Raw genomic sequence first — 12,248 nt, 5'->3', positions numbered from 1 at the left:
TGCTTCTAAGGCCGCTTTGGGCTTGTCTGTCTAGTGGTGAGCTTGTATAGTGTGTTTTTTTTTAAACCGTCATAAATAATATAAGGCAATATTATATGCGCATTATTCTGTTAGGTGCCCCTGGCGCGGGTAAAGGTACCCAGGCACAGTTTTTAATGGCTAAATTTGGTATTCCACAAATTTCAACCGGCGACATGCTTCGTGCCGCTATTAAAGCAGGTACTGAATTAGGTATTAAGGCTAAAGCGGTCATGGATGCCGGACAGTTAGTTTCCGATGAACTTATCATAGGATTAGTGAAAGAACGCATCAGCGAAGACGATTGTAAACAAGGGTTTTTACTGGACGGTTTCCCTCGTACTATTCCCCAGGCCGACGCCATGAAAGAAAACGGCGTTTCGGTTGACAGCGTGATTGAATTTGACGTGCCGGATGAAGTGATCGTTGAGCGCATGGCAGGTCGTCGCGTACATGCCAGTTCAGGACGCGTTTATCATACCACCTATAATCCGCCAAAAGTGGAAGGTAAAGATGATGAAACCGGCGAAGACTTGTCTATTCGCCCCGATGATGAAGAAGCCACGGTACGTAAACGTTTAGCCATTTATCACGATCAAACCAAACCTCTGGTTAGTTATTATAAAGGTGAAGCAGATGCCGGCCAGTGCAGTTACCTGACCATCGACGGCACACAGCCGGTAGAGCAGGTCAGTGCGTTAATTGCTGAAACCTTAGGCTGATCCCTTTTCAGATCTCAGACTTAAAGCCCGCCTGGCGGGCTTTTTTGATCCCGCAATAATATTTTTTGATCATATTTGACTGAATAAACACGTTTTTTTCTTTTTAGGCTCTGTTAATTTCATCATATTTCTTTACAGTAGGGGCAGTTTTTATTTTCCGCTGAATTGAGTAAAGGAATTATTATGAGTGTTAGTTTTGCCACCACAGGTTTTTATGCCGGTTTATTAACTCTGTTGCTGATCGTCCATTCCGTGAATGTGATCCGTATGCGCCTAAAGTTTAAAGTAGGCCTTGGGGAAGGGGCTGAGGATCAACGCCCCTTGATCAAAGCGGTGCGTATCCATGGCAACTTTGTTGAATATATGCCTTTATCTTTGCTCTTGATGGCCGGATATGAAACCGCTGGTGGTAATGTCCAGTTGTTACATGTGTTGGGGGCGGTGCTGGTGATTGGCCGGGTATTCCATGCCATGGGACTGAACAAAAGTATCGGCACCAGCCGTGAGCGGCAAATTGGCATGCTCTCGACCTTTATCGTTATGCTGGTGTTAGCGGTTGAGAATATCCGCTTGTTTCTTTTATGAACAAAGACAAGTAAGGGATTAAGTACAGTAAAAGAGCCAAAATAGTTTTTGGCTCTGTTTTTGGACGTGATAAATAGTTTAAGGTGAGAGTAGCCGATACCGCTTTGATAAAGGAAAGGAGAGCTATTACCTTTCCCTCAAGTTTAATGACTTAATACCTGCAGGTAACCCTGATATTTATAGCCGTTAAGAAAATCCGTTAATTCTTTTTTATAGCAGGGAATAGAAATCTCAGGAAATTCTGCATCGAGTACTTGCTTGAGCTCGCTTTCATTGAGGAACAGAATATAACCTAAAGGCAGGTATTGCGGGTTAAAATCACATTGATATACGGTGGCTCTTAACTGGCTTGCCGTATAACAGTGTTGTTCACCGTAACGTTTACGTAATTTAGGTAATAATTTAGTACCGTATTTTTTAATTGCCCAGTATTTAAACATAGCTTTTTCCCTAATGACTTAACTCAAGCAGTGAAATTGGGAATATTATTATTCTTTACTTATCAAAATTTTGGCCTGATAAGTTGAATAAACACCATTATTGCCCCTGAATATTTAGTAGGGAGATTATAGGCATATTTGCATATCAGTAATATTACGGCACATTACATAAGATTAAGCTTTTGTTTTTGCTGGTAAGCAGGCCTGTATCAGTTTACCGGCCGACATTGACGGGGATCTTGATGGTAAAACCCGCTCCGGTATGTCCTGCGGGAGAGTGGTAAAGAATATTGCCTCCGAGCCGTTGGCTTACCTGATTATAGGCAATATGTAGTCCTAGTCCGGTATGGTTTTGATAACGTTTGGTAGTAAAGAAAGGTTCAAATAGCTGTTTAAGGTTTTCCTGGCGAATGCCGTGGCCATTGTCCTGGTAGGCGATGACAACCGTGTCTGCTTTTTCACTGAGGTCGATAGTTATCTTTCTTTCGGTTGTATCTTCAAAACCGTGAAAAATAGAGTTATGGATCAAAATTTCTATTACCTGAACCAAACAATCCGGATAGCTGTACATCTCAATGTCTTGGGGGCAGGTGATCACATAAGTGTGCCGCGAACGCTTCAGCTCTGTTTTAAACGGGGGAAAGGCACTTTCTATGCAAGTCTGTAAATCAAAGGTTTTAGCGGTTTCGCCATCCTTATCTACCGAGGCTTGTTTAAATGTCTGTATCAGGCTTGAAGAGCGGGCAACATTGTTTTCTATTAATTGACAGCTGTTTTGCAAATCCCTGATAAAATGTTGCATCTGGGACCTGGTTAACGTTTTGCTGTTAAAGCGGGTGTTAAAATTTTCGGTGAGTTCTTTTAATACGCTTACCGCAGTAATGGTGATGCCCAAGGGGGTGTTGATTTCATGGGCTATGCCTGAGACTAAACGTCCCAGGGAGGCAATTTTTTCGACTTCCACCAGGGTGATCTGCAAAGCTTCCAACTCTTTTATTTTTCCCTGTAATGCCTGATTGGCATCCCTTAAGGCTGTTGTACGTTCATCCACCCTGAGTTCAAGTTCAGTATTGAGTTTTATCAATGCCTGCTCGTGGGATTTCAGCTCGGAAATATCCCTTAAGGTACCTGTGAGCCGGGTAGGATTGCCCTGGCTATCAAATTCAACCGCTTTGCCGCGATCGAGTACCCACATCCAGCCGCCTTTTTTATGCTTCAGGCGGTAGCAGGCTTCAAAAAAGCCTAAATGGCTGGTTAGGTATTGCTCCAGCGAAAGGACTAACAAGTCATAATCATCCGGATGAACCACATCTTTTAAGGTGGAGAGATCATTTTCCGGGTACTCCCCGGGCAGGTTAATGTCGCTGAGGTGGTTAATTCTTGTGACCTGGTGGTTATTTAAGTTCCAGTCCCATAATTCATTACCACTGCCCCACAGGGCAAGCTTCAAGCGTTTTTTGCTGGTCCTGATTTCCTCCAGGGCTTTACGTTCGATGGCAAGCTGTTTTCTGGCGCTGATACGGTAATAAATAAAGACCAGCAGGCTAAAGACAAAAAATAAGGCGATCAGATAGGTATTGCGCTTGGCGATCTGGCTGCTGATCTCCAGTGCTGAAATTTTATTTTTCTGCGTCAGGGATTCGATCTGGCGCTGTTTTTGATCAAGCTGATAACTTACCCTAAGGACATCAATATGCTGCAGGCTTTGCTGGCTTGAGATCTCTTTCTGCAGGCTTTGATAGTTTTTGTTTGCCTCCAGGGCAAGCTGAAATTTACCCAGCAGTTCATAAGCCCCCGACAGTTGCTGATAGGCGTTTAACCTGGTGTCATTCGCCCGGGTTTTGACGGAGATATCAATACTGCGTTGCAAATGGGGGATGGCAGCGGCATTTTTTCCCTGCATCTTTTTCATTTTTCCTCTGGCAAGCTCCACCTCGGCAATGCGGCGTTCAATGTCTGCCTCTTGAAAAATCGCAAGCGCGGTGGAGAAATGCTGCGCCGCCAGGTCAAAGTTCCCTTGTTCCCGGTAAATTTGTCCCAGGTGTAATGCGGCGATCCCCTCCCTTACCGGGTGATTGATTTCTTTGGCTAACTCAAGCGCCTGTCTCAGGTGGCTTAAGGCCTGTGGTATTTCTCCCGACAGGCGGTAGGTTTCGCCCTGGTTGAGTAAGGTAAAAACGATCCCCCTGCGGTAGCCTAGCGTTTGTTTAAGCTTTAGTGACTGATCATACATGTGCAGTGCCTGCTGATAATCCCCGATACTTTGATATACCCGGGCGGTATTGTTATATAAAATAGCCAGCGCCCGGGGATCATCGAGATCTTGCATAACGCCTAGCGCTTGCAACAGGTGATCAAGTGCGGTTTCCAGATCACCTATCTGGCGGTAAATCGTCCCTATATTCGCTACCTGGTGGGCCACCTGCTTGCTATCTCCCAGCTGCTGATAGAGTTGTTGAGCCCGCAGGTTATATTCCAGTGACTTTCCGTATTGGGATAGGTCTCTGTGCTCATAAGCCATCAAACGAAAGAGTCCCGCCAGGCTTCTGGTATCATCAATATCCTGTGCGATGTTATAGGCAAGCTCATACTGTTTTAGCGCTTCGCGGGAGGCTGATAAACTTGCCAGGATGCGTCCCGCTACCTTATAGGCAAGTACTTTGTTTGCCTGATTATTGTCGGCATTTGCGATTGTCAGCGCCCGGGAGACTTGCTTGTTGGCCAGATCGGTTTTGCCAAGGTACATATTGGCCGTCGCCAGGTAACTCATGATCTGGCTTTCCTGATCCGGGTTAGGGTTGCGGGCTAAAATGGCGAGTGCCTGGTGGCTGTAAGCCAGGGATTTATCCTGCATGTAATGCACGTTTTCAAATAAAAAAGCGAGAATCAGCGGAATTTTTTCGCTGTCGGGGGCTTTGGCTATGTCTGCCTCTTGTCGGCTTAATTTACCAGGCACTTCCTCCGGAAATGCAAACGAAATCCGCGCAGTCGCCAGGTTGCCGACAAGGGCGAGTATGAGCAGTAAGTGTTTGGCAGCAGGCATCATCTTCTGCCTGCTAGACAAAATAACCGGAGAAAACTTTGCTTAAAACCTTGCTGTAAATGATGTCGTGTACCACTTGAACCGGGAGAATATTTTAATTTTAGTCCACATCCTTGTGGTGATCACCCGTGTCCTGGCGCAGTTATTTTGTGCCTGCGCCTTATTTGTTATGCCGTTTGGCCAAGACCTCCATCACTTCGCTCAGATCGATATTTTTATCCTGCAGTAATACTAAGGTGTGGTAAAACAAATCGGCGCATTCCCCCAATAGTGCTTCCCGGGATTCGGCTACCGCCGCTAAAGCTACTTCAACCCCTTCTTCTCCCACTTTTTGTGCCATTTTAGTGGTGCCCCTGGCAAATAAGCTGGCGGTGTAACTGTTGCTTGGGTCATCGTCTTTTCTTGAGGCTATGACCTGCTCAAGGTAACCGAGGAAGTTCTTCTGGTGAATATCCTGCTCGGGAAAACACGAGTCCGTACCCAGGTGACAGGTGGGTCCCTGGGGGCGGCAGAAAATTAGCAGGCTGTCTTGATCGCAGTCACAGATAACATTATCCAGGTTAAGGTAGTTACCCGAAACTTCCCCCTTAACCCATAACCTTTGTTTCGAGCGGCTGAAAAAGGTCGCTTTACCGGTTTTTAAACTGGCGGTCAGGGCTTCGCGGTTCATATACCCCTGCATCAGCACAGCGCCGGTATCCTGGTGCTGGATAATGGCCGGCAACATATCCGCCATTTTATCCCAGGCTAACAGTTCAATATTGTCTAATGTTACTTGCATAATCGGATCTCTATTTGTTGCTCGGCTAAATATTGCTTTAGCACGTTTATTTCAATCATTTTTTTGTGAAAGACACTGGCGGCCAGGGCGCCGTCGACATCGGCTTGCTTAAAGACGTCTTTAAAATGCTCCTCCCTTCCGGCGCCGCCGGAGGCGATTAACGGAATATTGCAAATGTCGCGTACCAGGGTTAACTGCTCCAGGTCATAACCCTGACGGACCCCGTCCTGGTTCATACAGTTGAGCACGATTTCACCGGCGCCGAGGGCCTGCACCTCTTTCACCCAGTCTAAGGTGGTCCAGTTGGTGGCCGAGGTTTTCTTCTCATCACCGGTAAACTGGTATACCTGGTATTGGCCTGTGCTTTTATCATAAAAGCTGTCGATACCCACCACCACGCACTGCTGGCCGAAATAATCGGCGAGCCTGGTGATAAGCGCCGGGTTTTGCAGGGCAGGGGAGTTAATGCTGATCTTATCTGCACCCATTTTTAAAATTTGTTGGGCATCTTGTTCGCTTTTGATGCCGCCGGCGACACAAAAAGGAATATCGATCACTTCGGCAATGCGTCTGACCCAGCTTTTATCCACCACCCTGGCATCGCTGCTGGCGGTAATATCGTAAAAAACCAGTTCATCGGCCCCGGCATCGGCATAAGCCTGGGCCAGCGGCACAATATCACCGATGATTTCGTGGTTGCGAAACTGCACGCCCTTGACGACCTTGCCGTCTCTGACGTCGAGGCAAGGAATTATCCGTTTGGCCAGCATGCGATAGCCTCCTCTAAAGTAAACTTGCCTTCGAGTAAAGAGCGACCAAGGATCACGCCGCTGACCCCGGTGGGGATCAGGGCTTTAATGTCTGCCAGGCTGCCGATACCGCCTGAGGCCTGCCATTTTATCTCGGGGTAGTTTTGGCAAAGCTCAGTATAAAGGCTCACGTTTGAGCCGCTCAGGGTACCGTCTTTGCTGATGTCGGTACATAATACGTGTTTGATGCCGGCATCTTGGTAGCTATCGAGCAAGGGCTCTAAGGTAATGCCGCTATTCTTGATCCAGCCATGGGTAGGCAACTGCTTACGCCCCTGCTCATCAATGCGGATATCCAGCGCCAGCACGATTTTTTCACCGCCGTATTTTGCCAGCCATTCTTGTACCAATGCCGGTTGTTTGATGGCCAGGCTGCCGATCACTACGCGATCTGCGCCCAGTTCAAGCAGTTGCTGCACATCCTGTTCATTACGGATGCCGCCACCGACCTGGATCACCATGCCGGGATGCTTGACCAGTTTTTTTAGCGTGGCCAGCTGGCGTTTGGTGCTGTCTTTGGCGCCGTCTAAATCAACAAAGTGCATCACCTTGGCACCTGCGTTTGCATAAGCTTGCTGGCGCTCCTGCGGGGAATATTGGTATTGGGTTTTCTGCTGATAATCCCCCTGATACAGTCGCACTACTTCGCCATTAATTAAATCTATTGCCGGGATCATCATAATGGCTTATCTCCTGAAGCTTTACGTTGTAAAAATGTTTTATTATTAATTGCTTGCATTATAACTCCAGAAAATTTTGGATGATTTTTCTGCCCAGCGCACCGGAGCGCTCGGGGTGAAACTGACAGCCGATAAAATTGTCTTTGGCGATGGCGGCAGAAAAAGTGCTGCCGTATTCACAGCTGGCAACGGTAAACTCGCTTACCGGCGCAGCAAAGCTATGGACAAAATAAAAATAATCCCCGGGGTTAATACCGGTGAATACCGGGTGATCAGTTACCGAAGTTAAGGTATTCCAGCCCATGTGGGGTAGGCGCTTACCCATTGCCTGCAATGGTGAGATCCTGGTTGGGATCACATTTAAGCCGTTAACCTGGTTGGCTTCACTTGCAGCACCTTCAGTTGAAGGCTTTACACCTTCAGTTGATGACTCTGCCATCAGCTGCATGCCCAAACAAAAGCCTAATACCGGCTGTTTCAATGCTTTAATTGTGGTCACCAGATTCTTTTGGCGGATATTTTCCATGGCATGGCGGGCATTGCCCACCCCGGGTAAGAATACTTTATCCGCCTGGCTGATGACCTTGGGGTCATCTGAAATGGTAACCGGGTAACCTAACCGTTTTACCGCCGATTCAACCGAGAACAGATTGGCGCAGCCGGTGTCGATAATAATATTGTTCACTATAAGGTCCCTTTGGAGCTGGGCAGTTCATTACCTTCAATTTTAATTGCCTGGCGCAACGCCCGGCCAAAGACTTTAAACAGGCTTTCTACCTGGTGGTGGCAATTTCCCTCGCTGGTGGACAGGTGCAGGGTAATGGCCATGGCATCCGCCAGCGAGCGGAAAAAGTGCGATACCATCTGGGTGGACATATTGCCGACCCGGCTGTCGGTAAATTCGGCGTCAAACTCCAGCCAGGGACGGCCGGACAAATCTATCGCACATTCGGCGCGGCACTCATCCATGGGCAGGACAAAGCCAAAGCGGCCGATACCGCGTTTATCACCTAGCGCCTGTTTTAATGCCTGTCCCAAGGCCAGGGCGGTATCTTCTACGCTGTGGTGTTCATCGATATGATAATCGCCATTGACTTTGCAATTTAAGCTGAAGCCGCCGTGGGTGGCGATTTGTTCCAGCATATGGTCAAAAAAGCCTGAGCCGGTATTAATGGCAATATCACCGCTTTTATTGAGATTGACCAAGACTTTTATATCGGTTTCTTTGGTGGTGCGGATCACTTGGCTCTGTCTTGGCTTTTTCAGTAATAATTCGCCGATGGCGTCCCAGTTCAGGTTTTTCCTGTCATATTGGAGTCCTTTGATGCCCATATTTTCAGCCAGCTTAAGATCTGTCTCCCGATCACCAATAACATAAGAATTGGCAAAGTTAACCTTGCCTTGCTGCAGGTAATCACTGACCAAACCCAGCTTAGGTTTGCGGCAGCTGCAATTGTCCTCTTCAAAATGCGGGCACAGCAGGACATCGGCAAAGGTGATGCCTTGTGAGTCAAACAGATCCATCATTTTGTTGTGGGGCAGGTCAAAGTCCTGCTGCGGATAACTTTGTGTGCCCAGCCCATCCTGGTTTGATACCATCACCAGGGTAAAACCCTTTGCCTGCAGCGCCAGCAATACCGGGATCACCTTAGGTTCGAACACCAGCTTTTCCAGGCTGTCCACCTGCTTATCTGTTACCGGCTCTTCAATTAAGGTGCCGTCTCTGTCTATAAATAAAATATCTTGCTGGCTCATATTAGTTCTCTGAAAGTGTTTGTTGTTTTGGTTCTTGCTGAGGTTCTTGTTGAGACAAGGTTTGGCTAAAGGCCTGGTTGATCACCTGTTTCACCAGGCTAAGTTCCCGCGCGCTGCCTATGCTGATGCGCAGGCAGTTGCCTAGTTGCCGCTGTTTTGACTGGTCACGGATTAAAATACCGGCACTAGTCAAAGCATTGAAAATAAAGTCTTTATCCTGTGTTTGAAACAAGACAAAATTGGCATCGCTGTTAAATACCCGCTGGCACCAGCTTTGCTCCGTCAGCCAGCTGGCTAATTCAGTCCTTAAGATATTATTTTCCTTCACCCGCACCGACATTTGCGCCAGTGCGGGTTTTTCCAGTGCCCGGGCGGCAATATCGGCTACCGGACCCGGTACGGGATAAGGGGCAATGACCTTACTGAGCAGGGTGATAATTTCTGTGCTGGCCAGGGTAAAACCGCAGCGTAACCCCGCCAGGGCAAATGCTTTTGACAGGGTGCGCACTATGACCAGATTAGGGTATTTGGGCAGTAAATTGCTGACAGAACTTTGCGGACAAAACTCAATATAGGCTTCATCAACCACCACGACAGCGCTTTGCCCGAACAGTGCCAATGCTGCTTCAATTTGCTCAAGCGGTAGTAAATTTCCCGTCGGATTCCCCGGCGAACACAAAAAGACCAGTTTAGTGTTGTCGACTTCCTGTGCTAAACCGTCCAAATCTAACTCGTTGTTCACCAGAGGCACCTCTATGATACCGGCACCGTGGTTTTCTGCGCTGATGGCGTACATGCCATAGGTGGGCGGACAGATCAGGATATTGTCCCGGTACGCCTTACAGAAAGTACGGATCAAGAGTTCTATGCCTTCATCTGCTCCACGGGTGGCCAGGATATTATTTACCGGCAAACGGCAGTAATCGGCATAAGCGTTCAGCAGGTTGTCCGGTTGGAAGTCCGGATAGCGGTTAATGCTGTCGCCGTTTATCTGGTAGATACCCGGGCCCGGCGCTTCGTTGGCGTTTAGCCAGACTTTTGCATTATTTTCGCTGCCGGCCTGGAGACGCCGGGCCGACTGGTAAGGCACCATCTCGATGAGCTCTTTGCGTGCCAGCTGCTCGGCTATATTGGAGTTGTTCATAGGCCTTCACCTTGTGCTTTATTTTGTTCACTATTTTGCTCTAGACGTATGGTTACCGCGCGTTTATGACCATCCAGGCCTTCGGCATCGGTTAATTCCGTGATGCAGGGGGCTAGACTGGCAAGACCGGCTTTGGTGATCTCCTGTATGGTAAAGCGGCGGTAAAAGTCGGCTAAAGATAAACTGCTGCACACCTTGGAGTAACCATAGGTGGGTAAGACATGGTTGGTGCCGCTGGCATAATCACCGGCAGACTCCGGGGTATAAGCGCCGAGAAACACCGAACCGGCATTGCGTATCCCTGCCAACTGGGTTTTGGGCGTTTCGGTCTGGATGATCAGGTGCTCGGGGGCATACTGGTTGGATACCTGTACTGCCGTGGCTAAATTATCGGTTAAGATCAAGCGGCTTTGTGTCAGAGCCTGTGCGGCAATGTCACGGCGGGACAGCTGCGAGAGCTGTTGCGCCATGGCCTGCTCAACCTGAGCAATCAAAGACTCGCTATCAGAGACCAGCACCACCTGGCTGTCGGGGCCGTGTTCTGCCTGGGATAATAAATCAGCCGCGACAAATGTTGCGTTACTGTTTTTATCGGCGATGACTAAGACTTCCGACGGACCTGCCGGCATGTCGATGGCAAAGCCGGGTACCTGCTGGGACAGCTGTTTTTTCGCTTCGGTAACAAAACGGTTACCCGGGCCAAAAACTTTACAAACTGGTTCTATGCTTTGTGTGCCATAGGCCAATGCGGCGATCGCTTGTGCACCACCCAAGGTATAGATTTCATCTATGTTGCAAAGATCTGCCGCCACCAGCACTTCATCAGCTAACTTGCCGTCGCTATCCGGCGGGCACACCAGCACTTTACGCCCGCACTTTGCCAGCTGGGCAGGCACGCCCAGCATCAAGACCGTTGAGGGCAGGGGAGCTGAGCCAGCGGGAATATACAAGCCAACACTTTCTATCGCCTGTGAGGTTAAGGTACAGACCACACCGGGGCGGGTTTCTACGATAACATCTTGTGGCTGTTGTGCCTGGTGAAAGCTTTTGATCTGCTCGTAGGCAGTGTTAATGGCCGCCAGGCGCTCGCTGCTCAGGACTTTTTTCGCCTGGTCAACCTGGGCTTGTGTCACCTGTAAGCTGTCCAGCGCGATACCGTCAAACTTTTCTGTCAGTGAAAATAATGCCTGATCTCCCTGGGTTTTGACCTGGGTTAATATCCCGGCGACCTGGCTTGAGAGCTGTTCATTTTCCGCGATTGCCGGTCGCTCCAGCAAAGCTTGTTGCTGCTTGTCGGTTAAGTTTTTCCAAATAATCATAGTGCTTGATACCTTATGCCTTAGCCTGTCCCTTAACCCATCATTTTTTCAATCGGCATCACCAGGATGGAATTACAGCCGAGTGACTTCAGTGCTTCCATGGTTTCCCAGAAAATGGTTTCCGTGGCTACAACATGTACCGCCACCAGGTCATCCCGACCGGCAAGGGGTAAGATGGTCGGGGTTTCTTTACCCGGCATCAGGGCGCTGACCTCGCTGATACGATCTTTTGGCGCGTGCAACATAATGTATTTACTTTCCTTGGCTTTCATTACCCCCTGGATACGCGGCAATATGGTGTTGAGTATGGACTGCTTTTCCGGGGAAAGTTGTTCAACCGTTTGAATAAGCGAGGCGGTGGAGCGGAAAATGATCTCTACTTCTTTTAAGCCGTTGGCTTCTAAGGTGGTGCCGGTTGAGACCAGATCGCAAATGCCGTCCGCCAGGCCAACCCGGGGGGCGACTTCCACCGAGCCGTTAAGCATACAAAAATCGACATTAATGCCGTTTTGCGAGGCAAAGCGTTTCAGTAGCTGTGGGTAAGTAGTTGCAAAACGTAAACCGTTGAGGCTGTCTACGCCTTGGTAGTTAAACTCTTCCGGCATGGCAATGGATAAACGACAGCCACCGAAATTGAGTGGCGAGGTCTTGATATATTCCGACTTACTGCCCATCAGCTGGCGCTCTAAGGCGGCTTCTTCCAGGGTGTTGTCGCCGACTATGCCTAAATCGCACACGCCGTCCATCACCAGTCCGGGAATATCACTGCTGCGTACCCGCATGATATCTATGGGCATATTGGAGACATGGGCCAGCAGGCGGCGGTCGCTAACATTGAGTTTTAAACCACAACGTTTGAGTAAACTTTGGGTGTCGTCGCTTAATCTGCCGGATTTTTGCATTGCGATGCGTAAACGTGTTTCGGTAGTCATGTGCCAGTATCCTAATGTTG

General features: G+C 48.6%; 12 protein-coding genes. 2 read left to right on the top strand and 10 right to left on the bottom strand.

The annotated features are described in order from the left end of the window. Window positions 1–95: 95 nt before the first annotated feature. Together adk and QL234_RS16910 are read left to right on the top strand one after the other, a co-directional pair. Window positions 96–740 (top strand): adenylate kinase, encoded by a 645-nt coding sequence (gene adk / locus QL234_RS16915; protein WP_281558994.1) that lies wholly within the window; start codon window positions 96–98, stop codon window positions 738–740. A gap of 183 nt (window positions 741–923) precedes the next feature. Next, window positions 924–1,325 (top strand): MAPEG family protein, encoded by a 402-nt coding sequence (locus tag QL234_RS16910; protein ID WP_281558993.1) that lies wholly within the window; start codon window positions 924–926, stop codon window positions 1,323–1,325. 143 nt (window positions 1,326–1,468) lie between these two features. Here the strand turns inward: QL234_RS16910 and QL234_RS16905 are convergent, their stop codons facing one another. From QL234_RS16905 to hisG, 10 genes are all read right to left on the bottom strand, one after another. Beyond that, a complete protein-coding gene (locus tag QL234_RS16905) occupies window positions 1,469–1,765 on the bottom strand; it encodes a DUF6559 family protein (RefSeq protein WP_044832506.1) in 297 nt (98 codons plus the stop codon). A 214-nt stretch (window positions 1,766–1,979) separates the two neighbouring features. Next, window positions 1,980–4,811, bottom strand: a complete 2,832-nt coding sequence (locus QL234_RS16900) for a tetratricopeptide repeat protein (RefSeq protein WP_281558992.1) — start codon at window positions 4,809–4,811, stop codon at window positions 1,980–1,982. 157 nt (window positions 4,812–4,968) lie between these two features. Beyond that, window positions 4,969–5,589: a bifunctional phosphoribosyl-AMP cyclohydrolase/phosphoribosyl-ATP diphosphatase HisIE gene (hisIE, locus tag QL234_RS16895; RefSeq protein WP_281558991.1), complete on the bottom strand. Its 621-nt coding sequence runs from the start codon at window positions 5,587–5,589 to the stop codon at window positions 4,969–4,971. After that, a complete protein-coding gene (gene hisF, locus QL234_RS16890) occupies window positions 5,580–6,359 on the bottom strand; it encodes an imidazole glycerol phosphate synthase subunit HisF (protein WP_281558990.1) in 780 nt (259 codons plus the stop codon). The genes hisIE and hisF overlap by 10 nt, the downstream gene beginning before the upstream one ends. Continuing rightward, complete coding sequence (gene hisA, locus QL234_RS16885) at window positions 6,341–7,078, bottom strand: 1-(5-phosphoribosyl)-5-[(5-phosphoribosylamino)methylideneamino]imidazole-4-carboxamide isomerase (protein WP_281558989.1); 738 nt, start codon at window positions 7,076–7,078, stop codon at window positions 6,341–6,343. Before hisA ends, hisF begins: the two co-directional genes overlap by 19 nt. A gap of 58 nt (window positions 7,079–7,136) precedes the next feature. Then, window positions 7,137–7,763 carry an imidazole glycerol phosphate synthase subunit HisH gene (gene hisH / locus QL234_RS16880; protein ID WP_281558988.1) on the bottom strand — a complete coding sequence of 209 codons (627 nt, stop codon included), beginning with the start codon at window positions 7,761–7,763 and terminating at the stop codon, window positions 7,137–7,139. After that, on the bottom strand, window positions 7,763–8,833 hold the full coding sequence (gene hisB / locus QL234_RS16875; RefSeq protein WP_281558987.1) for a bifunctional histidinol-phosphatase/imidazoleglycerol-phosphate dehydratase HisB: 1,071 nt from the start codon (window positions 8,831–8,833) through the stop codon (window positions 7,763–7,765). The genes hisH and hisB overlap by 1 nt, the downstream gene beginning before the upstream one ends. A gap of 1 nt (window position 8,834) precedes the next feature. Continuing rightward, window positions 8,835–9,977, bottom strand: a complete 1,143-nt coding sequence (hisC, locus tag QL234_RS16870) for a histidinol-phosphate transaminase (protein ID WP_281558986.1) — start codon at window positions 9,975–9,977, stop codon at window positions 8,835–8,837. Then, a complete protein-coding gene (gene hisD, locus QL234_RS16865; RefSeq protein WP_281558985.1) occupies window positions 9,974–11,296 on the bottom strand; it encodes a histidinol dehydrogenase in 1,323 nt (440 codons plus the stop codon). The genes hisC and hisD overlap by 4 nt, the downstream gene beginning before the upstream one ends. A 32-nt stretch (window positions 11,297–11,328) precedes the next feature. After that, entirely contained in the window at window positions 11,329–12,228 is a 900-nt protein-coding gene (gene hisG / locus QL234_RS16860; protein WP_281558984.1) for an ATP phosphoribosyltransferase, read from the bottom strand. Window positions 12,229–12,248 lie beyond the last annotated feature (20 nt).

Source organism: Thalassomonas sp. RHCl1 (genome assembly GCF_947387555.1).
In the GTDB taxonomy this organism is placed as follows: Bacteria; Pseudomonadota; Gammaproteobacteria; order Enterobacterales; family Alteromonadaceae; genus Thalassomonas.
This window is presented reverse-complemented; position numbering and strand designations above follow the sequence as displayed.